We start from the raw sequence: 23,940 nt of genomic DNA on the forward strand, positions 1-23,940 counted from the left end.
GGCGTCGTCGTCCTGCGTGAGTTCGCGAATCGCAGGCTCCCGCGATCCCGCGGCGCTGCGGCATCGCTCACGAGCGGCGCTTCCGGATCTCGAGTCTCATGATCACCGCGTCCACTCCGTCGGGCTGATAGTAGCGGGGCCTCACCCCGAGCGCCTCGAAGCCGAGCGAGCGGTACAGGGTCTGCGCGACCGGGTTGTCGGCGCGCACCTCGAGGAAGACCTCGCGCACCCCGGCGCGCTCCGCCTCATCGAGCAGCGCGTTCATGAGGCGTCGGCCGTGGCCCTCCCCGCGCGCCCCCGGGGAGACCGCGATCGTCTGCACGTCTCCCTCGGTTCCCACTGCCAGCAGCCCCGCGTAGCCGAGCACCGCGTCGGAGCCGTCGACGAGCGCGAGGTAGCTCCGATGCGGAGCAGTGAGCTCCTCCCGCATCATCTCCCGGCTCCAGGCCTCGGCGCCGAACACCGAGCTCTCGATCCCCCAGATCGCGTCGAGGTCGCTCTCGGCGGCGGCGCGCAGACTCAGTTCCGAGGCTCCGCCCCTCTCCCGCCCGGCCTCGGTCTCCGCGTTCTCGGGCTGAGACCTCGCGTTCGACTCGGCTGCCTCGGTGTCCCGATCATCGCTCACGTCGATACCCGTTTCGGAGCGCTCGGCTGCTTGACGTCAGGGGCACGCAGGTACACGGCCCGGTCGGGCTCGAAGTCCCTCCCCGAGAGGAGACGTCTCGACGCGAGGCGCACGAGCGAACCGGTGGGGATCCGCTCGGGCCACAGCTCGTTCGGCACCGCCTCGTAGTCGGCACGAGCGACAAGCCGCGGTCCCGAGGAGCGCTCGGGAACGCCCGCCCAGTCGAGCCCGGAGAACTCGCTGACGAAGAGTTCGCGCCGTCTCGCGTCCTGCACCACTCGGACGCCGCTCGTAGCTCCCTCGAGTGCTACGAGGGCCACGGCCTCGTGCCCCTGTAGCGGCAGGAGCGGCACCCCGCGAGCCAGGGCGAATGCGTGCGCAGCGGCGATCCCGACCCTCAACCCCGTGAACGGCCCCGGACCGATACCGGCGACCACACCCGTGACCGCCGCGGCCGGCACTCCGGCCGCATCGAGCACCGCGGCCAGCAGGCCGCCGATCGCCTCGGCGTGCCCCCGAGGGTCGTCGCTCGAGACCTCGAAGACCCGCCCCCCGACTCCGAGCGCCACGCTCGTGCCGATGGCCGTGTCGATCGCGAGCAGCACTCGGTCGCCGAGTTCCGGCGCCTCGGCCTCGCGCACGCCGAGCCTCCCGGCGCCCCGAATCGACACCCTGTCGCCCGTCACCGCGGTCCCCTCTCGTCTCCGTCGGTCCGGGAGTCATGCGCGCTCAGGCCGATGCTCTGCTCGGAGATCGATCCCAGCGGATCCGTCTCCCCCGCGACCCACCTCGGCCCGTATCCGGTGACGGTGACGCTTCGCGCCTCGACCGGAGCCTCGGACCAATCGGGTTCCGCGGCAGCCGCGTCGACGCCGCTGCCGACCGGGCGCTCGATCACCACTTCCATCCATGAGCCGCGCGGCTCGACCATTCCGGCGCCCCACTCCGCGACCACCACGGATCCCTCGAAGTCGAGATCGAGGTCGTCGAGCTCGACTGCACCGGAGCCGTCCGACTCGACACGATCCGCGGCGCCCCCGTCGGCGCCGACCCGCTCAGCGCCGCCGATCCGGTAGGCGTCGACGTGCACGAGCGGCGCCCCTCCCACGAGCGACGGGTGCGTGCGGGCGAGCACGAAGGTCGGGCTCTGCACCGGGCCCCGCACGCCGAGGCCCTCGCCGATCCCGCGGGTCAGCGTCGTCTTGCCCGCGCCCAGCGGGCCTGTCAGCAGCACCAGATCCCCGGCCCGCAGCAGACGCCCCAGTCGCACCCCCAGCTCGTGCATCGCATCGGGATCCGCGATGCTCAACCGCACCGTGTTTCCGGCGTCGTCACCGAAGCTCATGCCGGTTCCTCATCGACGGGGATCCGCAGCACGCGCGGCCCGACCCCCACCACGATCTCGTAGTTGATGGTGCGCATGAGGCCCGCCCAGGTCTCCACCGGCGGATGCCCCAGCTCGGGGTCGCCGAACAGCACCACGGGTTCGCCGAGGCTTACGCGACCGGCGAGCGGCCCGACGTCGACGATGAACTGATCCATGCCGATTCGCCCAACGATGGGGCGCGGCTCCCCGGCCACCGTCACCCACGCACCGGAGCCGTTGAGGGCGCGGGGCATGCCGTCCGCATAGCCCATGGGCACCAGCGCGAGCGTCGTGGCCGTCTCGCACACGTGGTTGAAGCCGTAGGAGACCCCGGTGCCCGCGGGCACACCGCGCAGGGCGACGATCTCGGAGCGCAGCGTCATCGCGGGCACGAGCCCGAGCTGCGCGGAGGTCTTGTCCGCGAACGGGCTCAGTCCGTAGGCCGCGATGCCCACCCTGACGGTGTTGTAATGGAGATGCGGGGACGAGAGCGTCGCCGCGCTCGCGGCCAGGTGCTTCATCTCGGGATCGACACCGACCTCGCGCAGCATCGCGATCGCCCGGTCGAACTGCGCGGCCTGCGCCCGATCGTGCTCGTCACCGGCGTTGGCGAGGTGGCTGAAGATGCCGCGCACGCGCACCAGGCCCTCTTCCGAGAGCTCCGCGGCGCGGGCGAAGAGTTCGGGCCATTCCTCGGAAGCCGCGCCGTTGCGGCTGAGGCCCGTATCGATCTTCAGCTGGGCCGTCGCCCGACGCCCCACTCGCCTCGCGGCATCGGCGAGCGCCTCGAGCTGCTGCAGGTGGCTGACCCCGATCTCGATATCGGAGGCGACCGGCTCCGCGAAGTCGACCCGAGCGCCGTGCAACCAGCACAGGATCGGGGCTTCGATGCCCGACTCCCGCAGCGCGAGCGCCTCCTCGAGATCGGCGGTCGCGAGCATCGCGGCACCGCCCGCGAGCGCGGCCTCGCCCACGATCCTCGCGCCGTGCCCGTAGCCGTCCGCCTTCACCACGACGATCACCGAACCGCCCGTGAGGTCGCGCAGATGCGCGACGTTCCGCCTGATGGCGGGCAGCGAGATCTCCGCTACGCGCATTGCACCCGTTCTCATCTGGACTCCGATCCTTGATCCGTCGTCGGAAGATCGGCCACCGATCGTTCCGCTGCCGACGCTGATGCGACTCTACCCGCCCCCTCCGACATCGACGCTCCCGCGCCGGCCTCGCGACGCGATCCGGTCTCCGCACTTTCCACGATCACGAAGGCCGTCGCCGCACCCGCGTCATGGGTCATCGAGAGGTGAACGCGGTCCGCTCCACGATCCGCGAGCGCCATCGCGAGCGCCGGCGTCATGACGAACGCGGGCGCCCGATCCCGGTCCCGCACTACCTCGAGATCGTGCCACCCCAGGCTCCCCGATCCCCCGAGCGCCTTGATGAGCGCTTCCTTCGCGGCGAAGCGGGCCGCCAGCGAAGCGAGCGATAGCGTTCCCTCCGCACCGGTGAACAGCCGCTCTCGCAGGGCCGGGGTGCGCTCGAGCTGACGCTCGAAACGCGCCATGTCGACGGTGTCGACCCCGATGCCCCGAATCATGAAACTCCCGGTGTGCGGCGGCTGCGATCCCTGCGTTCACTCGTTCCGAGCGCGCGAGCTTACTCCACCGTCACCGACTTGGCGAGGTTGCGCGGCTGGTCGACGTCGAGGCCCTTCGCCGTCGAGAGTTCGAGCGCGAACCACTGCAGCGGTACGACCTGCAGCAGGGGCTCGAAGAGCGAGTCGGCCAGCGGGAGGCGGATCACGTCGTCGGCGAACGGCAGCACCGCAGTGTCGCCCTTCTCCACGACGGCGATCACGCGAGCGCCCCTGGCGCGGATCTCCTGGATGTTCGAGACGACCTTCGAGTGCATGAGCGGTGAGGTGCGCGGGCTGGGCACCAGTACGAACACGGGCTGACCGTGGTCGATGAGCGCGATCGGGCCGTGCTTCAGCTCGCCGGCGGCGAAGCCCTCGGCGTGGATGTAGGCGATCTCCTTCAGCTTCAGCGCACCCTCGAGCGCGACCGGGAAGCCCACGTGGCGCCCGAGGAACAGCACCGAGCGGGTATCGGCCATCCAGTGCGCCAGCTGCGCGATCTGGTCGTGCGTGTCGACGGCCTCGCGCACCTTGGCGGGCAGCTCCTCGAACTGCTGCACGGCCTGCGCCGAGTCCTCCGCCGAGAGCGTGCCGCGCACGCGCCCCAGGTGCAGACCGACGAGGTACAGAGCCGTGACCTGGGCGATGAACGCCTTCGTCGAGGCGACCGCGACCTCGGGGCCCGCGTGGGTGTAGACCGCGGCGTCGGACTCGCGAGGGATCGTGGCGCTCTGCGTGTTGCACACCGAGACGGTGGTCACGCCGCGCTCGATGGCGTACTTCACGGCCATGAGGGTGTCCATCGTCTCGCCCGACTGGCTCACCGAGATCACCATCGTGCGATCGGAGAGCACGGGATCGCGGTAGCGGAACTCGTGGCTCAGTTGCACCTCGACGGGGATGCGGGCCCACTGCTCGATCGCGTAAGCGGCGACCTGACCGGCGTACGACGCCGTGCCGCACGCGATGATCACGATGCGGTCGATGCCGCGCAGGCGCTCGTCACCGAGCTCGGTCAACTCGGGGATCTCCACCCCGTCGGCCGAGATACGGCCCCGCACCGTGTTCTCGACGGCGTCGGGCTGCTCGTTGATCTCCTTCGCCATGAACGACGACCAACCGCCCTTGTCGGCCGCGTCGGCGTCCCACTCGACCTCGTACTCGGAGAACTCGACCGGGTTGCCGGCGAAGTCGGTGATGCGCACCTCGTCGGGGGTGATGACCGCGATGTTGTCCTCGGCGACGGCGACCGCGCGGCGGGTCGACGAGACGAACGCCGCGACGTCGGATCCGAGGAAGTTCTCACCGTCTCCGAGACCCACGACGAGCGGCGAGTGGTGCCGGGCGGCGACGACCTTGCCGGGCTCGTCGCGGTGCATGGCGAGCAGCGTGAACGTGCCGCTGAGGCGGGTGACCACCGTGCGGAACGCCGTCTCGAGGTCGCCCTGGCGCGCCACCTCGCGCCCCACGAGCGCCGCGACGACCTCGGTGTCGGTCTCGCTGATCAGCTCGATGCCGTCGGCGTCGAGCTCGGAGCGCAGCTCCGCGAAGTTCTCGACGATGCCGTTGTGGATCAGCGCCAGCTTGCCGTCGTCGCCCAGGTGCGGGTGCGCGTTCGCGTCGGTCGGGCCGCCGTGGGTCGCCCAGCGCGTGTGGCCGATGCCGGTGCCCGTGGCCCGAACCGGGCTCGCCTCGAGCAGTTCTTCCAGGCGGGCGAGCTTGCCCGAGCGCTTCCGCACCGCCAGCTCACCGCTCTCATCGATCACTGCGATACCCGCGGAGTCATAGCCGCGGTACTCCAGGCGGCGCAGACCAGTGATGAGCGCCTCAACCGTATCGTTGGGGCCGACATATCCGACGATTCCACACATGACGCTCAGTTTAGTGGCACGATGGATGAATAATGGCCGAGTACAGCACCCCGGATCCTGCGCGTGTCGAAGACGCCTCCCAGGAGCCCGCCGCACTGAGCACCGATACTCAGGCGCTCATGCGCCCGGAGTTCACGTCTCCATTCACCGAGATCGATCGTGCCGAGTGGGCGAGACTGGCGGGTGAGACACCGATGCCGCTCACCGAGCAGGAGATCGATGCGTTCCGCGGGCTGGGCGAGCCGCTCGATCTCGCCGAGGTCTCGGAGGTCTACCGACCGCTCAGCCGGCTCATCAACCAGTACGCGATCGCGACGCGCGAGATGCACCAGCGCACGCGCGGCTTCCTGCAGCGCGACGGCGAGCGTCAGAGCCCGTTCGTCATCGGGATCGCCGGGTCGGTGGCGGTCGGCAAATCGACGGTCGCGCGTATTCTGCGGGATCTACTGGCACGCTGGCCCGAGACCCCGAACGTGCAGCTGATCACCACCGACGGCTTCCTGCACCCGACGCGCGAGCTCGAGCGGCGCGGGATCGTGCACCGCAAAGGATTCCCCGAGTCGTACGACCGGCGCGCCCTGCTGCGCTTCGTGTCCCAGGTCAAGGCGGGCGTCGAAGAGGTGCACGCACCCGTGTACAGCCACCTCGTCTACGACATCGTGCCCGACGAGTACATCGTCGTGCGGCAGCCTGACATCCTCATCGTCGAGGGGCTCAACGTGCTGCAGCCGGCCTCGATGCAGCACCCCGTCGCGGTGAGCGACCTCTTCGACTTCTCCGTCTACGTCGACGCGCGCATCGCCGATATCCAGCGCTGGTACCGCGACCGGTTCCTGCGCCTCAGGGAGAGCGCGTTCGCGAACCCGCGCTCCCATTTCCGCAGGTTCGCGACGCTCAACGACGAGGCCGCGATCGCGGTCGCGGACGAGTTCTGGAACAACATCAACGAGCCCAACCTGATCGAGAACATCAGGCCGACGAGGGCGCGGTCTACCCTCGTGCTGCGCAAGGAGGCCGATCACCGGGTGCAGAAGGTGCTGCTCAGGAAACTGTAGGGGTTCTCAGGTCGGGCCGGCCTCTCCGAGGATCCTTGCGGTGTGCGCAACGCAGACCGAGGTCGAGCAAGTCTCCGAGGGACTCAGCGAGTTGTTCCCCGATCACGCGTACGCGCGCTTCGACCTCGGCTACAGGTTCGGCGCATAGCGCCCCGAACAGCTCGACGCACGGCGCGCCCGAACCGGGTCACACTTCGAAGCGACGCGCCCAGTCCCGCAGCATCGCCGCGAACTCCGGTGGTTGCGCCGAGAGCACGCGCGCTTCGGATATCCCGACGAGGAACACGGCCCACTCGAGCGACGACGCCTCGATCTCGACCCGGCAGCGATCCGGCGCCAGGGCCTCGACCCGGGCCCAGCGACTGACACGGTCGCGCACCGCCTCGGCTGGGCGATCCAGCTCCGCCGAGGCGGTCACCTCGGACGGACCGTGCACCCCGGCCCGCACGAAGGCTGCGGGATCGCCGTCGCCCGGCAGCCGGCGCTGACGGAAGCGTGCGCCGATGCCCTGCAGTTCGCTGATCCGGTCCAGCCGGAAACTCCGCCAGTCGCCCCGATCCAGGTCGTAAGCCACCAGATACCATCGCCCCGAGAGCGTGACCAGCCGGTGCGGTTCGACGCGCCGCGAGGACCGGGCTCCCTCTGCCGAGACGTAGGCGAAGGAGATCCGCTCGTCGTCCCGGCACGCTCGCGCCGCCGCGACCAGGGTGCCGGGATCGATGGTGCCGCTCGACCACGGCGACTCCGCGCTGACTGTCGCGGCGCGCAGCGCCTCGACCCTGCCGTGGAGCCGGGCAGGCAGCACGGGCACGACCTTGGCGAGCGCACGCGCGGAGGTCTCCGCGGTGTCGGCCAGCGGCGACCGTGCCGAGAGCAGGAGCCCGACGATGACTGCGACCGCCTCGGCATCGTCGAGCATCAACGGCGGCAGCGAGGCACCGCGTTCAAGGCGATACCCGCCGCCCACTCCGGGATCCGCGCTCACCGGGTAGCCGAGCTCCCGCAGGCGATCCACGTCCCGGCGCAGCGTCCGCAGCGAGACGCCGAGCCGTGCGGCGAGGTCGGCGCCGGCCCAGAAGCGGCGCTCCTGCAGCAGGGCGAGCAGGCTGAGTGCCCGCGATCCGGTCGCCGCCATTGCATCCCCCGCTCGTTCCGCCCGATCGGTGACAGAAACTGACCGCTATTGATTCTAGCGTAGGTGCTGCCACCCCTTCGAAAGGACCGGCATCATGCTCAGCACCGACACCTCCGCTTCGTCCCCCGCCGAGACCGCGCCCGCAACCGGCCGGCTCGACGGGGAGCGCTCAGACCTGCTCGCGAGCCTCGCCCACGCGCGCTTCTTCCTGAAGCACACCGCCCGCGGCCTGACGACCGAGCAGGCCGCCCTGCAGCCCACGGCGGGCACGCTCTCGATCGGCGGGCTCATCAAGCACGTGACGGCGGTGGAGCGGGGCTGGATCCGGTTCATCCGGGGCGGGGCCGAGGCCATGATGGATGGGCAGAAGGCCTTCGTCGACTGGACCGCGGAGGACTTCGCGGCTCGCGAGCGGGAGTTCCAGCTGCAGCCGGGCGAGACCCTGGAGGGCGTGCTCGCGGTCTACGACGAACTGGCGGGCGAGGTCGATGCCCTCGTGCGCACGTTCCCCTCCCTCGACACCGCGCACGAACTGCCGAAGGCGCCGTGGAACACCGATCGCGAGTGGTCGATCCGCCGGGTGCTGCTGCACATCGTCGCGGAGACCGCCCAGCACGCGGGGCACGCCGACATCATCCGCGAGTCGATCGACGGCGCCCAGAGCATGGCCTGAGACGAAAAGACGAGGGGCGGGGATCCCGCGTCAGGATCCCCGCCCCTCGTCGGAACAGGAGCGCTCAGACCGCGAGCCGCTCCTTCACGATCTCAGCGAGGTCGTCGGCGAGGCGCTGCGCCTGCTCCTCGTGCTCCGCTTCGACCATCACGCGCACCACGGGCTCGGTGCCCGAGGGGCGCAGCAGCACGCGACCTTTGCCGCCCAGCGCGAGCTCTGCCTGGTGCACCGCCTGCTGCAGCACATCGTCTCCGGAGACCCCGGTGCGGTCGACGCCGCGCACGTTCACGAGCACCTGCGGGTACACGGTCATGCACTGCGCCAGTTCGGCGAGCGACTTGCCGGTGCGCTTCACCTCGGCGGCGATGTGCAGGCCGGTGAGGATGCCGTCGCCCGTGGTCGCGTAATCGCTCATGATGACGTGCCCCGACTGCTCGCCTCCCAGCGAGTAGCCGTGCTCGTTGATCGCCTCGAGCACGTAGCGGTCGCCCACCCCGGTCTCGACGACGTCGATGCCGTTGTCGGCCATCGCCAGCTTCAGCCCGAGGTTCGACATCACGGTCGCGACGAGCGTGTTGCGCTCGAGCTTGCCTCGGGCCGACATCGAGAGCGCGAGGATCGCCATGATCTTGTCGCCGTCGACCACGTTGCCGTCGCCGTCGACCGCGAGACAGCGGTCGGCGTCACCGTCGTGGGCGATGCCGAGGTCGCCGCCGTGCGCGCGAACAGCGGCGATCAGCGGCTCGAGGTGGGTGGAGCCCACACCGTCGTTGATGTTGAAGCCGTCGGGGTCGTTGCCGATCACCGTCACCTTCGCCCCGGCATCGCTGAACACGTCCGGCGAGATCCCGGCCGCGGCGCCGTGCGCGCAGTCGAGCACGACGTGCAGCCCGTCCAGCTTGACGCCCTCGAGCGTGCCGAGCAGGTGCACGAGGTACCGGTCCTCGGCGTCCGCGAAGCGGCGGATCCGGCCGACCTCCCGGCCCGTCACCGCGATCCTGGTGCCGTTCATCGCGGCCTCGATCTCGTCCTCGATGTCGTCGGCCAGCTTGCGGCCGCCCTCGGCGAAGAACTTGATGCCGTTGTCGGGCGCCGGGTTGTGGGAGGCCGAGACCATCACACCGAAGTCGGCTCCGGTGTCGGCGACGAGGTAGGCGGCTGCGGGAGTCGGGATCACGCCGGCGTCGAGCACATCGACGCCGGCAGCGGCCAGGCCGGCCGAGACGGCCGCCGCGATGAACTCACCGGACACTCGCGGATCGCGAGCGACCACGGCTACAGCGCGACGGCTCTCGCTCCGGGCTGAACGCCCGAGAACGAGAGCCGCTGCGTGGGCGAGGTTCATGGCCAGCTCGGCGGTCACATCGACCCCGGCCAGACCACGAACCCCATCGGTGCCGAACAGGCGTCCCATGAGAGGGTGCTTCCTGCTTAGCGCTTCGAGTACTGGGGCGCCTTGCGGGCCTTCTTGAGACCGGCCTTCTTGCGCTCCTTGATGCGGGCGTCGCGGCTGAGGAAGCCGGCCTTCTTGAGCGTCGGGCGGTTGTGCTCCGCGTCGATCTCGTTCAGGGCGCGGGCGATCGCGAGGCGCAGGGCGCCGGCCTGACCCGAGGGGCCGCCGCCGACGATGCGGGCGATCACGTCGTACGAGCCGTTCAGCTCGAGCACGGTGAAGGGATCGGTGATGAGCTGCTGGTGCAGCTTGTTGGGGAAGTACTCATCGAGCTCGCGCCCGTTGACGGTCATCTTGCCCGAGCCGGGGATGAGGCGCACGCGGGCGATGGCCTGCTTGCGACGGCCCACGGCTGCACCGGGAACGGTGAGCGCGGGGCGGGGGCTCGACGCGGTAGCCTGCGAGGCGGGCGTCTCGGTGGTGTAGCTCTCGGGGGCCACGGTCTGCTCTTCAGTCACTGTGAAGTCTCTCTCTTAACGTCTCGTTGCGCCGCGATTACTGCGCGACCTGGCCGAAGGTGTAGGGGGTGGGCTGCTGAGCCGCGTGCGGGTGCTCTGCCCCCGCGTAGACCTTCAGCTTGCGGAAGATGTCGGCGCCCAGGGAGTTCTTCGGCAGCATGCCGCGGATGGCCTTCTCGACGGCGCGCTCGGGGTTCTTCTCGAGCAGTTCGGTGTAGCTCACCGAGCGCAGGCCGCCCGGGTAGCCCGAGTGGCGGTAGGCCTTCTTCTTGGCCGCCTTGCCCGCGGTCAGCACGACCTTGTCGGCGTTGATGATGATGACGTAGTCGCCCATGTCCATGTGGGGGGCGAACGTCGGCTTGTGCTTGCCGCGGAGCAGAGCCGCCGCGTGCGAGGCCAGGCGGCCGAGCACCACGTCGGTGGCGTCGATGACGAGCCAGTCGTGCTTCTGCTCGGAGGCCTTCGGCGAATAAGTGCGAGTCACGAGAGTGCTGCTTTCTGTCGAATTGGAGGTGTTCGTGGATCCCGCTCCGATGCCCGGTCCCCTATGGGTGCGCGAGCGATGGAGGGCTCAACAAATCGGGTGCTTACGCACCAAGGATCAACTTTAGCACAGGATCGCGGAGCCTCTCCGTGATCTCCAGGGTCTTTGTTGCAATCTTCCCAGGCCGCCTCTGGAACAATCGAGACGGCCCATTCCTACCGAGCCGGGCTGCAATTCACGCGAATTGCAGCCCGGCTCGGTACTTTGAGGCCGACTCGCTCGCTCGCCCGGGATCACCACTTCACGAAGGCCCGTCATGGATCCGCGGCGTCGGCGGTCTGCCGTAGGCCAGCAGGCGTCAGCCGTCGAGCAGAGCCCGCTTCGCCCGCGTCTGCTCTGCGCGCGCCGCGAGCGCCTCGTCGGACGGGTACGCGATCTCCTCGAGTGACAGCCCGTGAGCCGGCATGACCGTGAACCTGCTGGATCGCGCACGGGCGTCGCGCAGCCGGATCAGCTCGTCGTGCCCGATCCTCCCGCTGCCCACCGCGACGACCGCCCCGACGAGCGCCCGCACCATCGAGTGGCAGAAGGCATCCGCTTCGATGCGCGCCGCATAGGCGCCGTCCTCGGCCTCGCGCCACTCGAAGCAGAGCAGATCGCGCACAGCGGTGGCCCCCTCGCGCGCCTTGCAGAAGGTCGTGAAGTCGTTCAGGCCGAGCAGTTCGTCGCTGGCGCGCTGGATCGCCGAGAGATCGAGTCGCCGCGGCACCTCGGCGGTGAAGCGCGCGGTCAGCGGATCGCGGCGCATGCCCTCCCCCCGCAGCCGGTATTCATAGCGGCGGCGCAGCGCCGAGAACCGCGCGTCGAACGCGTCGGGCACGATCCTCACTCCATGCACCGCGATGTCGTGCGCACCGCGCTTCAGCACGCCGTTGAGCTTGCGCGCTCGGATCGCGGACTCCTCGGCCTCGGTGCGATGCGTCTGCCCGCGCCGAGCGCTCCACTTCGCGAGCTGCGCGTCCGTGACGTCGAGGTGCGCGACCTGACCCCGGGCATGCACGCCCGCGTCGGTGCGGCCTCCGACGGTGAGCCGCACGCCCTGGCTCTCGGGACCCGTGCGCAGCAGTAGACCGAGGGCCCGCTCCAGCTCACCCTGCACCGTGCGCAAGCCCGGCTGCACTGCCCACCCGGAGAAGTCCGTGCCGTCGTAGGCGAGGTCGAGCCGCAGCCGGGTGCGCTCCGCGGGCCGACCCTCGGTCGCAGGGGCCGGCTCGGCGTGCGGCCCAGCGGGGGCAGGCGCGTCGGACCCGGCGTGCACGGCAGAGGCGTCGGGTTCGCCGGGCACGGGACGGTCGGGCTCAACGTGCGCGGGGCGGTCGGGTCGATCGAGGATCACTCCTCGATCCTGCCAGATCCGCGGTCCGCCGTCCCGACCCGTCGGACCAACCAGCCCCCATCGAGATGACACGTTCGGCCCTCATATCGCCGTGCGAGGGGCAGAACGCGTCATCTCGGCGAGGAAGGAGTACGGAAAAAGAGGAAGGAACACGGGAATGGCGGGAAAAGCCGGGATGACGAAGGAGAGCGGGGCGGGAATGCACGGGAACGGACCGCGGGAGAGGACGGCGAAGCGCCCCGCGTTCCTGGTCGGATCGCGGGGCGCTTCGTCGTGCGGGAGTCGAGAAGTTACTCGGCCTTCTCCTCGGCGGGAGCCTCGGTCTCGGCTGCCTCCTCGGCGGGAGCCTCGGTCTCGGCGACCTCGGTCTCCTCGTCGGGGGTCTCGACGACCTCCTCGGCCTTGGGCTCCTCGGCAGCGGCCTTCTTCGCCTTCGGCTTCGGGTTGACCGGCTCGAGCACGAGCTCGATCACCGCGAGGGGCGCGTTATCGCCCTTGCGGAAACCGGTCTTGATGACGCGGGTGTAGCCGCCCTCGCGGTTCTCGACGAGCGGAGCGATCTCGGTGAAGAGCTCGTGCACGACGCTCTTGTCGAGGATCTGTCGCATCACGCGACGGCGGGCGTGCAGGTCGCCGCGCTTGGCGAAGGTCACGAGGCGCTCGGCCACGGGCTGCAGGCGCTTCGCCTTGGTCTCCGTGGTCTGGATCCGCTTGTGCTCGAAGAGCTGGGACGCCATCTGGTTCAGCATGAGGCGCTCGTGTGCGGGGCCGCCTCCGAGGCGGGGGCCCTTGTTGGGCTTGGGCATTGTTTACTCCAGTAAGTGTGCGATCAGGCGAGCAGCGCCGGGTCGTTAGTTGTTGTCGTCTTCGTAGCTGTAGAACTGCGCACCGTCGAAGCCGGGCACCGCGTCCTTCAGCGAGAGGCCCATCTCGGTGAGCTTGTCGCGCACCTCGAAGACGGACTTCTGGCCGAAGTTGCGGATGTTCATCAGCTGCGCCTCGGAGAGCGCGACGAGCTCGCTCACCGTGTTGATGCCCTCGCGCTTCAGGCAGTTGTAGCTGCGCACCGAGAGATCCAGGTCCTCGATCGGGATCGAGAGCTCACCCTCGGCCACGACCTCGACCGGCGCGGGGCCGATCTCGACGCCCTCGGCGGCGGTGTTGAGCTCGCGGGCCAGACCGAACAGCTCGACGAGAGTCGAGCCGGCCGACGCGATCGCGTCGCGGGGCGTGATGGCGGGCTTGGTCTCGACGTCGACGACGAGGCGATCGAAGTCGGTGCGCTCGCCCGCACGCGTGGCCTCCACGCGGTAGGTGACCTTGAGCACGGGCGAGTAGATCGAGTCGACCGGGATGCGGCCGACCTCGGCGTCCTCGTTGCGGTTCTGAGCAGCCGAGACGTAGCCGCGGCCGCGCTCGATGGTCAGCTCGAGCTCGAACTGCGCGGTGTCGCTGAGCGTCGCGATGACGAGCTCGGGGTTGTGCACCTCGACGCCCGCGGGAGCGGAGATGTCGGCGGCGGTCACCTCACCGGCGCCGGTCTTGCGCAGGTACGCCGTGATCGGCTCGTCATGCTCGCTCGAGACGACGAGATCCTTGATGTTGAGGATGATCTCGGTGACGTCCTCGGTCACACCGGGGATCGTCGTGAACTCGTGGGCGACGCCCTCGAAGCGCACGCTGGTCACCGCGGCACCGGGGATCGACGAGAGCAGGGTGCGACGCAGGGAGTTGCCGAGCGTGTAGCCGAAGCCGGGCTCGAGCGGCTCGATGGCGAAGCGCGAACGGTACTCGGAGATCGATTCTTCAGTCAGAGTGGGTCGCTGTGCAATGAGCACTGTGTGTGGTCCTTTCGCTGGAGTCCGCTATATGACTCATGCGTTGATGGGAAAGGGAAGGACTGAAACAGCCTCGGCGACCGGCCGCAACGGGATTCCATTGCGGCCGGAAGCCGCTAGCATTCGCCGATGTCGATCTGGGTGCCTCGATACCGCGGAGGGCGGCAGTCGAAGCCGACCGCAGTCGGCATGACAATCAGTTCAGACGCGACGGCGCTTCGGCGGACGGCAACCGTTGTGCGTCTGCGGGGTGACATCGGTGATCGACCCGACCTCGAGGCCTGCGGCCTGAAGCGAGCGGATCGCGGTTTCGCGGCCCGAGCCCGGACCCTTCACGAAGACATCGACCTTCTTCATGCCGTGCTCCTGCGCCTTGCGCGCAGCCGACTCCGCGGCGAGCTGAGCGGCGAAGGGGGTCGACTTGCGCGAGCCCTTGAAGCCGACGCCGCCCGAGGAGGCCCAGCTGATCACAGCACCGGTGGTGTCGGTGATCGAGACGATCGTGTTGTTGAACGTCGACTTGATGTGGGCCTGGCCCACGACGACGTTCTTCTTGTCCTTGCGACGCGGCTTACGAGCCGCGGTCTTGGGTGCAGCCATTGAGTATTCTCCTGAAAAGCTCTGTGTGTTCGGTCAGTGAACCGGCGGTTACTTCTTCTTGCCGGCGACGGTGCGCTTCGGGCCCTTGCGGGTGCGAGCGTTCGTCTTGGTGCGCTGACCGTGCACGGGCAGGCCCTTGCGGTGGCGGAGACCCTGGTAGCTGCCGATCTCGACCTTGCGGCGGATGTCGGCTGCGACCTCGCGGCGGAGGTCGCCCTCAACCTTGAAGTTGCCTTCGATGTAGTCGCGGAGCGCGACGAGCTGGTCGTCGGTGAGGTCCTTGACGCGGATGTTGCCGTCGATGCCGGTGTCGGCGAGGGTCTTCAGCGCGCTGGTGCGGCCGACGCCGTAGATGTAGGTGAGTGCGATCTCGACGCGCTTATCGCGCGGGATGTCGACTCCTGCGAGACGTGCCATGTTGGCTCTCCTTGCGGATCGTGGAGGTTTGGTGCGCATCGGGGGTTCGGGCCTCCGACCCGAGGTGTCCCCCGCGCTTCGGCAGACGGTCGGCCTGCGCCCGTGCGGGCTCTTCGATGCGCTGGATCAGTTATTGAGTTGCGTGTTCTGCTCGAGCAGCCTCGTCATCCTGCATGAGCTTGCGAACGGCAGGACCTCGTATGAGAGTCTGCGGCTTCTTGCTCGCGCAGTATGACGATCCGCTAGCCCTGACGCTGCTTGTGGCGCGGGTTGCTCTTGCAGATCACCATGACGCGGCCGTGACGACGAATGACCTTGCAGTGATCGCAGATCGGCTTGACGCTGGGCTTGACCTTCATGATGTTTCCTTCATAGTTCGCTGTCCTCGTACTCGCGGGGTGCCGCGAGCCGTTACTTTCCAGCGACCTACTTGTAGCGGTAGACGATGCGGCCGCGGGTCAGATCGTAGGGCGTCAGCTCCACGATCACGCGGTCCTCGGGGAGGATGCGGATGTAGTGCTGGCGCATCTTTCCGGAGATATGAGCGAGCACCTTGTGTCCATTGGTCAGCTCAACGCGGAACATCGCATTGGGCAGAGCCTCGACAACCTGTCCCTCGATCTCGATGACGCCGTCTTTCTTCGCCATAGCCTCACTATCGCTTGCGTAGGTTTGTGCTGGTCTTGCGAATGCCCTGAACTTGCCTGCGAGCACGAAGCGGAACTTCCGCCGCGAACACGAAAACAGGCGCAAAGCACCAAAGATCAAGAGTACCCGGGCGTGGCGCATTTGTAAACCCGAGGTTTACGACACGCCGATGCGGCTACGGGATCGACAGGAGTGCCTACGGGATCGGAACCGGGGTGATCCCGAGCGGCTCGAGTCCGCTCGCTCCGCCGTCCTCAGCGGTCAGCACCCAGATCCCCTTCTCGTGCACGGCGACAGAGTGCTCCCACTGCGCGCTCATCGAGCCGTCCGCGATCGTGACCGTCCAGTCGTCGTCCTCCACCACGGTGTCGATCCCGCCCGCGGAGATGATGGGTTCGATCGCCACCACGAGGCCGGGCTTCACCTCGGGCCCGCGCCGCTTCACCGGCACGTTGAAGACCGGTGGATCCTCGTGCATGCTGCGTCCGATGCCGTGGCCGATGTAATCCTCGAGCACGCCGAAATCGCTGTGCGAGCGGACGTAGGCGGAGACGGCCTCCCCCACCTCGTTCAGGTGGGATGCCGATGCAAGCCTCGCGATCCCGCGCCACATCGCGGCCTCGGTGACGTCACTGAGCTTCTGGATCTCAGCGGTCCGCTCGGGCCGCGCGTGATCCGGCAGCACTGCGGTGATGGCGGCGTCTCCGTTCCAGCCCTTCACCACGGCCCCGGCGTCGAGAGCGACGATATCGCCCGGCTCGAGCGGGCGATCCGTCGGGATCCCGTGCACCACGTGCTCGTTGACGTTCGCGCAGATCGTATGGCGGTAGCCGGGTTCGAGCACGAAGTTGGGGGCGCCGCCGCGCGAGCGGATCGCTTCCTCGGCGAGCGCGTCGAGTTCGAGCGGCGTGATGCCGGGGCGCACCGCCTCGCGCATCGCCGCGAGGGCCGCGGCGGTCGCGAGTCCCGGCTCGACCATCAGCCGCAGCTGCGCCGGCGACTTGTAGATGGAACGGCGCAGGATCCCTCGACGGGCCACGGCCTAGCGCTCCACCGGAGCGGCAAGCTTCGCTTCGAGCCCCTCGGCGATGCGCTCGGCGACTTCCTCGACGGTGCCGAGGGCGTCGACCGTCACCAGGACCCCGCGCTCCGAGAACAGCGCGATGAGCGGCGCGGTCTGCTCGGCGTACACCTCCTGGCGGTGGCGGATCACTTCTTCGGTGTCGTCGGCGCGGCCTTCGATCTCAGCGCGCTTCAGCAGGCGGGCGACGACCGCGTCGACGTCGGCCTCCAGCAGCACGACCGCGTCGAGCGACGAGCCGTCGAGCATGTCGTCGAGCGCGTGCACCTGATCGACCGTGCGGGGGTACCCGTCCAGCAGGAAACCGGCGGCCGCATCGGGCTGCGCGAGGCGATCCTCGACGATCTCGTTGGTGAGCGAGTCGGGCACGAGCTCGCCGCGCTCGATGATCGCCTGCACCCGCTTGCCGAGTTCGGTGCCGCCCTTGATGTTGGCTCGGAAGATATCACCGGTCGAGATGGCCGGCACCCCGTAGCGCTCCGCGATCGCGGAGGCCTGGGTACCCTTGCCCGCACCTGGCGGGCCGATGATCAGCAGTCGAGTGGTCTGGGTATCGGTCACTTGAGAAGCCCTTCGTAGTGGCGCTGCTGCAGCTGAGCGTCGATCTGCTTGACGGTCTCGAGACCGACACCCACGATGATCAGGATCGAAGCACCGCCGAACGGGAAGTTCTGGTTGGCTCCGAAGAAGGCGAGCGCGATGAGCGGGATGAGCGCGATCAGCCCCAGGTAGAGCGATCCCGCGCTGGTGATACGGGTGAGCACGTAGTTGAGGTACTCGGCGGTGGGTCGCCCGGCGCGGATGCCGGGGATGAACCCGCCGTACTGCTTCATGTTGTCGGAGACCTCTTCGGGGTTGAAGGTGATCTGCACGTAGAAGAAGGTGAATCCGATGGTGAGCAGGAAGAAGACGAGCATGTACACGGGCTGGTCGCCGTACACGAGATTGTTCTGGATCCAGACCACCCAGGCCTTCGGCTCCTCGCCGATCTGCGGCTGATTGAACTGAGTGATCAGCATGGGCAGGTACAGGATCGCGGAGGCGAAGATGACCGGGATCACACCGGCCATGTTGACCTTGATCGGGATATAGGTGCTGCTGCCCCCATAGGTCCGACGCCCCACCACGCGCTTCGCGTACTGCACGGGAATACGGCGCTGGGACTGCTCGACGAAGACGACCGCGGCGACGACGACGAGGCCGACCGCGAGCACCAGGATGAACACCTCCCAGCCCTTCGACTCCTTGATCATCCACATGGCGCTGGGGAAGGTCGCCGCGATCGAGGTGAAGATGAGGAGCGACATGCCGTTGCCGATGCCGCGCTCGGTGATCAGCTCGCCGAACCACATGATGAGACCGGTGCCGGCCGTCATCGTGATGATCATGATGAGGATCGCCCACCACTCCTGCGAGACGAGGTTCTGGCATGCCTGGTTCGCCACCGCTCCGAAGAGCTGGCCCGAGCGGGCGACGGTGATCAGCGTGGTCGACTGCAGGACCGCGAGTGCGATCGTCAGGTAGCGGGTGTACTGGGTCAGCTTGGCCTGGCCCGCCTGTCCTTCCTTGTGCAGCGCTTCGAAGTGCGGGATCACCACGCGCAGCAGCTGCGTGATGATGGAGGCGGTGATGTAGGGCATGATGCCCAGCGCGAAGATCGACAGCTGCAGCAGAGCGCCGCCGCTGAACAGGTTGATCATGTCATAGAGGCCCGAGGTGCCCTGCGCCTGATTGGCGACGAGGCAGGCCTGCACATTGTCGAACTGAACGAACGGTGCCGGGATGAAGGATCCGAGCCGGAAAAGGGAAACGATCGCGAGCGTGAAGACGATCTTCCGCCGCAGATCAGGGGTCCGGAAGATCCGTCCGATGGCGCTGAACAAAATCTGCCTCCTGGGAACGTCGTATGGGCCTTCGCCTGACGACGAGAACCGATTGCACCAGCCTACATGGATGGTGGGGCCTGAAAAACAGGGACCGGCCGAGCGGCGATCCCTCAAACGAAAAGCGGGGGCGAGGCGGGGCGGCACGTGTGCCGACCCCGCCGCGCCCCCACTACCCGAGTCATGCTCGAGTGTTCGAGTCCTGACGGACCCTTACTTGATCTCTCCGCCGGCGGCGACGATCTTCTGCTCGGCAGAGCCGGAGACCTTGTCGACCGACACGGTGAGCTTGACCTGCAGGTCGCCGTCACCCAGCACCTTGACGGGCTGGTTCTTGCGGACGGCGCCCTTCGACACGAGATCCTCGACGGTCACGTCGCCACCCTGCGGGTAGAGCTCTGCGAGCTTCGCGACGTTGACGACCTGGTACTCGGTGCGGAACGGGTTCTTGAACCCGCGCAGCTTCGGGGTGCGCATGTGCAGCGGCATCTGCCCACCCTCGAAGCCGGCCTTCACCTGGTACCGGGCCTTGGTGCCCTTGGTACCGCGGCCCGCGGTCTTGCCCTTCGAGCCCTCGCCGCGACCCACACGGGTCTTGGCCTTCTTCGAGCCCGGAGCCGGACGCAGGTGATGCGCCTTGAGCACCGGCTCGCGCTCCTCGTTCTTCTCGCTCATGCGTCGATCTCCTCAACCTCTACAAGGTGAGCGACAGCGCGCACGTAGCCGCGGTTAGCCTGGGTGTCCTCACGAACGACCGACTGGCCGATCTTCTTGAGGCCGAGGCTGCGCAGGGTATCGCGCTGGTTCTGCTTCTCACTGATAACGGACTTCGTCTGCGTAATCCTCAGGCTCTTCGCCATTACGCACCTGCCTTTGCCTTCGCGGCAGCGTCGGCCGCGGCCTTCGCCTCGGCGCGCACGATGCGAGCCGGGGCGACGCGGTCGAAGTCGAGGCCGCGGCGTGCTGCGACGGAGCGGGGCTCCTCGAGCTGCTGCAGCGCCTCGACGGTCGCGTGCACGATGTTCAGGGTGTTCGACGAGCCGAGCGACTTGCTCAGCACATCGTGGATGCCGGCGCACTCGAGCACGGCGCGGACCGGACCGCCGGCGATAACACCGGTACCGGCAGCGGCCGGGCGCAGCAGCACGACGCCGGCTGCGGCCTCGCCCTGCACCGGGTGCGGGATGGTGCTGCCGACGCGGGGCACGCGGAAGAAGTTCTTCTTCGCCTCCTCGACACCCTTGGAGATGGCGAGGGGCACCTCCTTCGCCTTGCCGTAGCCGACACCGACGGTGCCGTTGCCGTCGCCCACCACGACGAGCGCGGTGAAGCTGAAGCGACGGCCGCCCTTGACGACCTTCGACACGCGGTTGATGGTCACGACGCGCTCGAGGAACTGGCTCTCGCTGCGATCGCGTCCGCCGCGCTCGCCACGGGTACCGCGGTCACGGCTGCCGCGACGCTGCTCGCGGGGCTCGTTGCGGTGATCCTGAGCCGGCGCCTCGGCGGCCTGAGTCTCAGCAGACACTTCCTGCTCCTTCGTTTCGTTGCTCACAGGGCCAGCCCCCCTTCGCGAGCGCCATCGGCGATCGCTGCGACGCGGCCTGCGTACTTGCTGCCGCCGCGGTCGAAGACGACTGCCTCGACACCGGCGTTCTTCGCGCGCTCTGCGACGAGCTCGCCGACCTTGCGCGCCTTGGCGGTCTTGTCGCCGTCGAACGCGCGCAGATCGGCCTCCATGGTCGAGGCCGAAGCGACGGTGACGCCCTTCGAGTCGTCGACGATCTGAACGAAGACGTGGCGAGCCGAGCGGTTCACGACGAGGCGGGGACGCGCCTCGGTGCCGACGATCTTCTTGCGCAGGCGGGTGTGGCGACGGATGCGAGCAGCCGTACGACCCTTAGCCCGAGATACTGAAGCGGCCATGGGTTACTTACCAGCCTTTCCTGCCTTGCGACGGACGTTCTCACCGGCGTAGCGAATGCCCTTGCCCTTGTAGGGCTCCGGCTTCTTCAGCTTGCGGATGTTCGCAGCGGCCTCGCCGACCGCCTGCTTCGAGATGCCGCTCACGATGATCTTCGTGTTGCCCTCGACGGCGAGCGTGATGCCCTCCGGTGCCTCGACGTTCACCGGGTGCGAGAAGCCGAGCGCGAGCTCGAGGCCCTGGCCCTTCTGCTGCACGCGGTAACCCGTGCCGACGACCTCGAGCTGCTTCGAGTAGCCCTCGGTCACACCGATGATGTTGTTGTTGATGAGCGTGCGGGTCAGACCGTGCAGCGCTCGGGAGTCGCGCTCGTCGTCGGGACGGGTGACCAGCACCTGGCCGTCCTCGAGAGCAACGCGGATCGGTTCGGCGACGACGAGCGACAGCTCGCCCTTCGAACCCTTGACCGTGACCTTCTGGCCTTCGATCTTGACGTCTACACCACCGGGAACGGTGATGGGAAGCTTACCAATACGTGACATGACGGCTTACCACACGTAAGCGAGGACTTCCCCGCCAACGCCCTTCTGCTCAGCCTCGCGGTCGGTGAGGAGCCCCGAGGAGGTGGACAGGATCGCGATGCCGAGGCCGCCGAGCACGCTCGGGATCTCGGTCGAGCGCGCGTACACCCGGAGACCGGGCTTCGATACGCGCTTGATGCCCTCGATGGAGCGCTCGCGGTTCGGGCCGTACTTCAGCGACATGGTGAGGGTGGTGCCGACGCGAGCCTCCTCCACCTTCCAGTCCTTGATGTAGCCTTCGCGCTTGAGGATCTCAGCGATCCGCTCCTTCAGCTTCGAGCCGGGGAGCGAAACGTCGTCATGATGCGCAGAGTTGGCGTTGCGCAGCCGGGTCAGCATGTCTGCTACCGGATCAGTCATCGTCATGAGTGACTCTTCTTTCTCGCCTGGTATCACACACCGTTACACGGAGTGTGACCTGGGTGACACACGGATCGGGTGCCCGGGAAACTCCCGAGCACCCTCACCGTTTGGACTATTCAGTTATTCCGACTTGAAGGGGAAGCCGAGCGCCTTGAGCAGCGCGCGACCCTCGTCGTCGGACTTCGCGGTGGTCACGACAGTGATGTCGAAACCGCGCACTCGATCAATCTTATCCTGATCGATCTCGTGGAACACACTCTGCTCGGTCAAACCGAAGGTGTAGTTGCCGTTTCCATCGAACTGCTTGGCCGAAAGACCGCGGAAATCGCGGATTCGGGGCAGCGCGAGGCTGATCAGGCGATCGAGGAACTCCCACGCGCGGTCACCGCGCAGGGTGACGTGCGCGCCGATGGCCTGGCCCTCGCGCAGCTTGAACTGCGCGATGGACTTGCGGGCCTTGGTCACCATGGGCTTCTGGCCGGTGATCTTGGTGAGGTCGGCGATCGCGCCCTCGATCACCTTGCTGTCGCGAGCGGCGTCGCCGACACCGGTGTTCACGACCACCTTGACGATGCCCGGAACCTGCATGATGTTGGCGTACTCGAACTCCTCGCGCAGCTGCGGAACGATGTCGTTCCGGTACTTCTGCTTGAGACGGGGCTGAACCTTGGTCTCAGTCATTTAGAGGTCCTTCCCAGACTGCTTGGCGTAGCGCACGCGAACGGTCTTCTTCTTGCCGTTCTTCTCGACCTCCTCGACGCGGAACCCGACGCGAGTCGGCTTCTTCGTCTCGGGATCGACGATAGCGACGTTGGAGACGTGGATCGGGGCCTCGACGGTCTCGATGCCGCCCTCGCGGGTGCCTCGATCCGACTGGCCGACGCGCACGTGCTTCGTCACGAAGTTCACACCCTCGACGACCACGCGGTCGCTCTCGGTGAGCACGTCGATGACGCGGCCCTGCTTGCCCTTGTAGCCGCCGCGCTCCTGCGACGGGCCCGAGATGACCTCGACGAGGTCACCCTTCTTGATCTTTGCGCCCATAGGACTAGATCACCTCCGGTGCGAGCGAGACGATCTTCATGAACCGCTTGTCGCGCAGCTCACGGCCGACCGGCCCGAAGATACGGGTGCCGCGGGGCTCCCCGTCTGCCTTGAGAATGACGGCTGCGTTCTCGTCGAAGCTGATGTACGAGCCATCGGCACGACGGGTCGACTTGCGAGCCCGGACGACGACGGCCTTGACCACGTCGCCCTTCTTCACGTTGCCGCCGGGGATCGCGTCCTTCACGGTCGCGACGATCGTGTCGCCGAGACCGGCGTAACGACGCTTCGAGCCCCCGAGCACACGGATGGTGAGCAACTCCTTGGCGCCGGTGTTATCGGCGACCTTGAGTCGGGATTCCTGCTGAATCACTTGTTACTCCTTCACTCAGTAAGCGCGAGGCTTACTTCGCCTTCTCGAGGATCTCGACCAGACGCCAGCGCTTGGTGGCGCTCAGCGGGCGGGTCTCGTGGATGAGCACGAGATCGCCGATGCCTGCGGTGTTCTGCTCGTCATGGGCCTTGACCTTCGACGACCGGCGCATGACCTTGCCGTAGAGCGGGTGCTTCACGCGATCCTCGACCTCGACGACGATGGTCTTGTCCATCTTGTCGCTGACGACGTAACCGCGGCGGGCCTTACGGTAGCCGCGCTGTTCCTTCTCGACCTCAGCCATTCTTAGGCCTCCTTCGTCTCAGCGGCGGCGTCCGCCTGCTCGGTCTTCTTGCTGCTCTTCTTCGCCTTGGCGGGAGCAGGGGCGGCCGCCGGGGTCACCCGGAGACCGAGCTCGCGCTCGCGCAGCACGGTGTAGATGCGAGCGATGTCGCGCTTCACCTGGCGCACGCGGCCGTGGCTCTCCAGCTGGCCGGTGGCCGACTGGAAACGAAGGTTGAAGAGCTCGGCCTTGGCCTTCTTGAGCTCCTCGGCCAGACGCTCGTCCTCGAAGCTATCGAGTTCGGTGATGGCCAGTTCTTTGGTACCGATCGCCATTACGCGTCGCCCTCCTCGCGCTTGATAATACGGGCCTTGAGCGGCAGCTTGTGGATCGCGCGGGTCAGCGCCTCACGAGCGAGCTGCTCGTCGACGCCGGCGACCTCGAAGAGCACACGGCCCGGCTTGACGTTGGCCACCCACCACTCGGGCGAACCCTTACCCGAGCCCATACGGGTCTCCGCGGGCTTCTTGGTGAGGGGACGATCGGGGTAGATGTTGATCCACACCTTGCCGCCGCGCTTGATGTGACGGGTCATCGCGATACGAGCGGACTCGATCTGACGGTTCGTCACGTAAGCGGGGGTGAGGGCCTGGATACCGAACTCGCCGAACGCGACCGTGGTGCCGCCCTTCGACTGACCGCTGCGGCTGGGGTGGTGCTGCTTGCGGTACTTAACTCGACGGGGAATCAGCATGC

The 23,940-nt window shown here is 67.8% G+C and carries 33 protein-coding genes and 1 pseudogene; 2 read left to right on the forward strand and 32 right to left on the reverse strand.

Annotated elements, in window-relative coordinates; all coding sequences use genetic code 11:
* Positions 1 to 67 precede the first annotated feature (67 nt).
* From rimI to glmS, 6 genes and pseudogenes are all read right to left on the reverse strand, one after another.
* Positions 68 to 625, reverse strand: a complete 558-nt coding sequence (rimI, locus tag AC0KXF_RS03655; protein ID WP_473107915.1) for a ribosomal protein S18-alanine N-acetyltransferase — start codon at positions 623 to 625, stop codon at positions 68 to 70.
* On the reverse strand, positions 622 to 1,311 hold the full coding sequence (tsaB, locus tag AC0KXF_RS03660; protein ID WP_473107916.1) for a tRNA (adenosine(37)-N6)-threonylcarbamoyltransferase complex dimerization subunit type 1 TsaB: 690 nt from the start codon (positions 1,309 to 1,311) through the stop codon (positions 622 to 624). The genes rimI and tsaB overlap by 4 nt, the downstream gene beginning before the upstream one ends.
* Positions 1,308 to 1,970: a tRNA (adenosine(37)-N6)-threonylcarbamoyltransferase complex ATPase subunit type 1 TsaE gene (tsaE, locus tag AC0KXF_RS03665; protein WP_473107917.1), complete on the reverse strand. Its 663-nt coding sequence runs from the start codon at positions 1,968 to 1,970 to the stop codon at positions 1,308 to 1,310. The genes tsaB and tsaE overlap by 4 nt, the downstream gene beginning before the upstream one ends.
* Positions 1,967 to 3,103, reverse strand: coding sequence for an alanine racemase (gene alr / locus AC0KXF_RS03670; protein WP_473107918.1), 1,137 nt, complete (start codon positions 3,101 to 3,103; stop codon positions 1,967 to 1,969). Before alr ends, tsaE begins: the two co-directional genes overlap by 4 nt.
* 137 nt (positions 3,104 to 3,240) lie before the next feature.
* Positions 3,241 to 3,585, reverse strand: a pseudogene (locus tag AC0KXF_RS03675) (holo-ACP synthase); the annotation flags it as partial.
* Between the two features lie 59 nt (positions 3,586 to 3,644).
* On the reverse strand, positions 3,645 to 5,495 hold the full coding sequence (gene glmS, locus AC0KXF_RS03680) for a glutamine--fructose-6-phosphate transaminase (isomerizing) (protein ID WP_473107919.1): 1,851 nt from the start codon (positions 5,493 to 5,495) through the stop codon (positions 3,645 to 3,647).
* A gap of 32 nt (positions 5,496 to 5,527) precedes the next feature.
* Here glmS and coaA point away from each other — a divergent pair, with 32 nt between their 5' ends.
* A complete protein-coding gene (coaA, locus tag AC0KXF_RS03685) occupies positions 5,528 to 6,550 on the forward strand; it encodes a type I pantothenate kinase (RefSeq protein ID WP_473107920.1) in 1,023 nt (340 codons plus the stop codon).
* Between the two features lie 187 nt (positions 6,551 to 6,737).
* Here coaA and AC0KXF_RS03690 read toward each other — a convergent pair whose 3' ends face one another.
* Complete coding sequence (locus tag AC0KXF_RS03690; protein WP_473107921.1) at positions 6,738 to 7,685, reverse strand: helix-turn-helix transcriptional regulator; 948 nt, start codon at positions 7,683 to 7,685, stop codon at positions 6,738 to 6,740.
* Positions 7,686 to 7,779: 94 nt separating this feature from the next.
* Between AC0KXF_RS03690 and AC0KXF_RS03695 the strand changes: the two genes are divergently transcribed.
* Positions 7,780 to 8,358: a DinB family protein gene (locus AC0KXF_RS03695; RefSeq protein ID WP_473107922.1), complete on the forward strand. Its 579-nt coding sequence runs from the start codon at positions 7,780 to 7,782 to the stop codon at positions 8,356 to 8,358.
* A 64-nt stretch (positions 8,359 to 8,422) separates the two neighbouring features.
* On the opposite strand, the gene glmM is transcribed toward AC0KXF_RS03695, so the two are convergent.
* The 25 genes from glmM to rplP all read right to left on the reverse strand — a co-directional run bounded on the left by glmM (position 8,423) and on the right by rplP (position 23,938).
* Positions 8,423 to 9,772, reverse strand: a complete 1,350-nt coding sequence (gene glmM, locus AC0KXF_RS03700) for a phosphoglucosamine mutase (RefSeq protein WP_473107923.1) — start codon at positions 9,770 to 9,772, stop codon at positions 8,423 to 8,425.
* Between the two features lie 17 nt (positions 9,773 to 9,789).
* Entirely contained in the window at positions 9,790 to 10,269 is a 480-nt protein-coding gene (gene rpsI / locus AC0KXF_RS03705; protein ID WP_473107924.1) for a 30S ribosomal protein S9, read from the reverse strand.
* A 37-nt stretch (positions 10,270 to 10,306) separates the two neighbouring features.
* Complete coding sequence (gene rplM, locus AC0KXF_RS03710; RefSeq protein ID WP_223044578.1) at positions 10,307 to 10,753, reverse strand: 50S ribosomal protein L13; 447 nt, start codon at positions 10,751 to 10,753, stop codon at positions 10,307 to 10,309.
* Positions 10,754 to 11,111: 358 nt separating this feature from the next.
* The gene (gene truA / locus AC0KXF_RS03715; protein WP_473108193.1) at positions 11,112 to 11,981 is read right to left on the reverse strand and encodes a tRNA pseudouridine(38-40) synthase TruA; all 870 of its coding nucleotides are present in this window, start codon (positions 11,979 to 11,981) and stop codon (positions 11,112 to 11,114) included.
* A 458-nt stretch (positions 11,982 to 12,439) separates the two neighbouring features.
* A complete protein-coding gene (gene rplQ / locus AC0KXF_RS03720; RefSeq protein WP_473107925.1) occupies positions 12,440 to 12,955 on the reverse strand; it encodes a 50S ribosomal protein L17 in 516 nt (171 codons plus the stop codon).
* A gap of 45 nt (positions 12,956 to 13,000) precedes the next feature.
* Entirely contained in the window at positions 13,001 to 13,987 is a 987-nt protein-coding gene (locus tag AC0KXF_RS03725; protein WP_223044580.1) for a DNA-directed RNA polymerase subunit alpha, read from the reverse strand.
* A 201-nt stretch (positions 13,988 to 14,188) separates the two neighbouring features.
* Positions 14,189 to 14,587, reverse strand: coding sequence for a 30S ribosomal protein S11 (gene rpsK, locus AC0KXF_RS03730; RefSeq protein WP_017885301.1), 399 nt, complete (start codon positions 14,585 to 14,587; stop codon positions 14,189 to 14,191).
* A gap of 48 nt (positions 14,588 to 14,635) precedes the next feature.
* Complete coding sequence (gene rpsM / locus AC0KXF_RS03735; protein WP_017885302.1) at positions 14,636 to 15,004, reverse strand: 30S ribosomal protein S13; 369 nt, start codon at positions 15,002 to 15,004, stop codon at positions 14,636 to 14,638.
* A gap of 242 nt (positions 15,005 to 15,246) precedes the next feature.
* The gene (rpmJ, locus tag AC0KXF_RS03740) at positions 15,247 to 15,363 is read right to left on the reverse strand and encodes a 50S ribosomal protein L36 (protein WP_017885303.1); all 117 of its coding nucleotides are present in this window, start codon (positions 15,361 to 15,363) and stop codon (positions 15,247 to 15,249) included.
* Between the two features lie 67 nt (positions 15,364 to 15,430).
* Complete coding sequence (gene infA / locus AC0KXF_RS03745) at positions 15,431 to 15,652, reverse strand: translation initiation factor IF-1 (RefSeq protein ID WP_017885304.1); 222 nt, start codon at positions 15,650 to 15,652, stop codon at positions 15,431 to 15,433.
* Positions 15,653 to 15,848: 196 nt separating this feature from the next.
* The gene (gene map, locus AC0KXF_RS03750; RefSeq protein ID WP_473107926.1) at positions 15,849 to 16,691 is read right to left on the reverse strand and encodes a type I methionyl aminopeptidase; all 843 of its coding nucleotides are present in this window, start codon (positions 16,689 to 16,691) and stop codon (positions 15,849 to 15,851) included.
* A gap of 3 nt (positions 16,692 to 16,694) precedes the next feature.
* Positions 16,695 to 17,294, reverse strand: coding sequence for an adenylate kinase (locus AC0KXF_RS03755; RefSeq protein WP_473107927.1), 600 nt, complete (start codon positions 17,292 to 17,294; stop codon positions 16,695 to 16,697).
* Positions 17,291 to 18,616 (reverse strand): preprotein translocase subunit SecY, encoded by a 1,326-nt coding sequence (gene secY, locus AC0KXF_RS03760; protein ID WP_473107928.1) that lies wholly within the window; start codon positions 18,614 to 18,616, stop codon positions 17,291 to 17,293. The genes AC0KXF_RS03755 and secY overlap by 4 nt, the downstream gene beginning before the upstream one ends.
* A 213-nt stretch (positions 18,617 to 18,829) precedes the next feature.
* Positions 18,830 to 19,291: a 50S ribosomal protein L15 gene (rplO, locus tag AC0KXF_RS03765; RefSeq protein ID WP_223044584.1), complete on the reverse strand. Its 462-nt coding sequence runs from the start codon at positions 19,289 to 19,291 to the stop codon at positions 18,830 to 18,832.
* Entirely contained in the window at positions 19,288 to 19,476 is a 189-nt protein-coding gene (gene rpmD / locus AC0KXF_RS03770) for a 50S ribosomal protein L30 (RefSeq protein ID WP_223044585.1), read from the reverse strand. The genes rplO and rpmD overlap by 4 nt, the downstream gene beginning before the upstream one ends.
* A complete protein-coding gene (gene rpsE / locus AC0KXF_RS03775; RefSeq protein ID WP_255572769.1) occupies positions 19,476 to 20,144 on the reverse strand; it encodes a 30S ribosomal protein S5 in 669 nt (222 codons plus the stop codon). The genes rpmD and rpsE overlap by 1 nt, the downstream gene beginning before the upstream one ends.
* 23 nt (positions 20,145 to 20,167) lie before the next feature.
* Positions 20,168 to 20,542: a 50S ribosomal protein L18 gene (gene rplR / locus AC0KXF_RS03780; protein ID WP_223044587.1), complete on the reverse strand. Its 375-nt coding sequence runs from the start codon at positions 20,540 to 20,542 to the stop codon at positions 20,168 to 20,170.
* A 3-nt stretch (positions 20,543 to 20,545) separates the two neighbouring features.
* Positions 20,546 to 21,082, reverse strand: a complete 537-nt coding sequence (rplF, locus tag AC0KXF_RS03785) for a 50S ribosomal protein L6 (RefSeq protein ID WP_223044588.1) — start codon at positions 21,080 to 21,082, stop codon at positions 20,546 to 20,548.
* Between the two features lie 6 nt (positions 21,083 to 21,088).
* Entirely contained in the window at positions 21,089 to 21,487 is a 399-nt protein-coding gene (gene rpsH, locus AC0KXF_RS03790) for a 30S ribosomal protein S8 (protein WP_473107929.1), read from the reverse strand.
* A 117-nt stretch (positions 21,488 to 21,604) separates the two neighbouring features.
* Positions 21,605 to 22,165: a 50S ribosomal protein L5 gene (gene rplE / locus AC0KXF_RS03795; protein ID WP_473107930.1), complete on the reverse strand. Its 561-nt coding sequence runs from the start codon at positions 22,163 to 22,165 to the stop codon at positions 21,605 to 21,607.
* The gene (rplX, locus tag AC0KXF_RS03800) at positions 22,166 to 22,528 is read right to left on the reverse strand and encodes a 50S ribosomal protein L24 (protein ID WP_223044590.1); all 363 of its coding nucleotides are present in this window, start codon (positions 22,526 to 22,528) and stop codon (positions 22,166 to 22,168) included.
* 4 nt (positions 22,529 to 22,532) lie between these two features.
* A complete protein-coding gene (rplN, locus tag AC0KXF_RS03805) occupies positions 22,533 to 22,901 on the reverse strand; it encodes a 50S ribosomal protein L14 (RefSeq protein WP_017885317.1) in 369 nt (122 codons plus the stop codon).
* Positions 22,902 to 22,932: 31 nt separating this feature from the next.
* A complete protein-coding gene (gene rpsQ, locus AC0KXF_RS03810) occupies positions 22,933 to 23,205 on the reverse strand; it encodes a 30S ribosomal protein S17 (protein WP_017885318.1) in 273 nt (90 codons plus the stop codon).
* Positions 23,206 to 23,207: 2 nt separating this feature from the next.
* The gene (gene rpmC, locus AC0KXF_RS03815; protein WP_017885319.1) at positions 23,208 to 23,519 is read right to left on the reverse strand and encodes a 50S ribosomal protein L29; all 312 of its coding nucleotides are present in this window, start codon (positions 23,517 to 23,519) and stop codon (positions 23,208 to 23,210) included.
* Complete coding sequence (rplP, locus tag AC0KXF_RS03820) at positions 23,519 to 23,938, reverse strand: 50S ribosomal protein L16 (protein ID WP_223044591.1); 420 nt, start codon at positions 23,936 to 23,938, stop codon at positions 23,519 to 23,521. Before rplP ends, rpmC begins: the two co-directional genes overlap by 1 nt.
* Between the last annotated feature and the right edge of the window lie 2 nt (positions 23,939 to 23,940).

Source organism: Leucobacter holotrichiae (assembly GCF_055791005.1).

What these genes read in the sequence shown, in the direction of transcription:
- tsaE (WP_473107917.1), bottom strand. Translation starts at nt 1,970, where the DNA reads ATGAGCTTCGGTGACGACGCCGGAAACACGGTGCGGTTGAGCATCGCG.
- alr (WP_473107918.1), bottom strand. Translation starts at nt 3,103, where the DNA reads ATGAGAACGGGTGCAATGCGCGTAGCGGAGATCTCGCTGCCCGCCATC.
- glmS (WP_473107919.1), bottom strand. Translation starts at nt 5,495, where the DNA reads ATGTGTGGAATCGTCGGATATGTCGGCCCCAACGATACGGTTGAGGCG.
- coaA (WP_473107920.1), top strand. Translation starts at nt 5,528, where the DNA reads ATGGCCGAGTACAGCACCCCGGATCCTGCGCGTGTCGAAGACGCCTCC.
- AC0KXF_RS03690 (WP_473107921.1), bottom strand. Translation starts at nt 7,685, where the DNA reads ATGGCGGCGACCGGATCGCGGGCACTCAGCCTGCTCGCCCTGCTGCAG.
- AC0KXF_RS03695 (WP_473107922.1), top strand. Translation starts at nt 7,780, where the DNA reads ATGCTCAGCACCGACACCTCCGCTTCGTCCCCCGCCGAGACCGCGCCC.
- glmM (WP_473107923.1), bottom strand. Translation starts at nt 9,772, where the DNA reads ATGGGACGCCTGTTCGGCACCGATGGGGTTCGTGGTCTGGCCGGGGTC.
- rplQ (WP_473107925.1), bottom strand. Translation starts at nt 12,955, where the DNA reads ATGCCCAAGCCCAACAAGGGCCCCCGCCTCGGAGGCGGCCCCGCACAC.
- rpsK (WP_017885301.1), bottom strand. Translation starts at nt 14,587, where the DNA reads ATGGCTGCACCCAAGACCGCGGCTCGTAAGCCGCGTCGCAAGGACAAG.
- rpsM (WP_017885302.1), bottom strand. Translation starts at nt 15,004, where the DNA reads ATGGCACGTCTCGCAGGAGTCGACATCCCGCGCGATAAGCGCGTCGAG.
- rpmJ (WP_017885303.1), bottom strand. Translation starts at nt 15,363, where the DNA reads ATGAAGGTCAAGCCCAGCGTCAAGCCGATCTGCGATCACTGCAAGGTC.
- infA (WP_017885304.1), bottom strand. Translation starts at nt 15,652, where the DNA reads ATGGCGAAGAAAGACGGCGTCATCGAGATCGAGGGACAGGTTGTCGAG.
- rplO (WP_223044584.1), bottom strand. Translation starts at nt 19,291, where the DNA reads ATGAGCGAGAAGAACGAGGAGCGCGAGCCGGTGCTCAAGGCGCATCAC.
- rpmD (WP_223044585.1), bottom strand. Translation starts at nt 19,476, where the DNA reads ATGGCGAAGAGCCTGAGGATTACGCAGACGAAGTCCGTTATCAGTGAG.
- rplR (WP_223044587.1), bottom strand. Translation starts at nt 20,542, where the DNA reads ATGGCCGCTTCAGTATCTCGGGCTAAGGGTCGTACGGCTGCTCGCATC.
- rplF (WP_223044588.1), bottom strand. Translation starts at nt 21,082, where the DNA reads ATGTCACGTATTGGTAAGCTTCCCATCACCGTTCCCGGTGGTGTAGAC.
- rpsH (WP_473107929.1), bottom strand. Translation starts at nt 21,487, where the DNA reads ATGACGATGACTGATCCGGTAGCAGACATGCTGACCCGGCTGCGCAAC.
- rplE (WP_473107930.1), bottom strand. Translation starts at nt 22,165, where the DNA reads ATGACTGAGACCAAGGTTCAGCCCCGTCTCAAGCAGAAGTACCGGAAC.
- rplX (WP_223044590.1), bottom strand. Translation starts at nt 22,528, where the DNA reads ATGGGCGCAAAGATCAAGAAGGGTGACCTCGTCGAGGTCATCTCGGGC.
- rpsQ (WP_017885318.1), bottom strand. Translation starts at nt 23,205, where the DNA reads ATGGCTGAGGTCGAGAAGGAACAGCGCGGCTACCGTAAGGCCCGCCGC.
- rpmC (WP_017885319.1), bottom strand. Translation starts at nt 23,519, where the DNA reads ATGGCGATCGGTACCAAAGAACTGGCCATCACCGAACTCGATAGCTTC.
- rplP (WP_223044591.1), bottom strand. Translation starts at nt 23,938, where the DNA reads ATGCTGATTCCCCGTCGAGTTAAGTACCGCAAGCAGCACCACCCCAGC.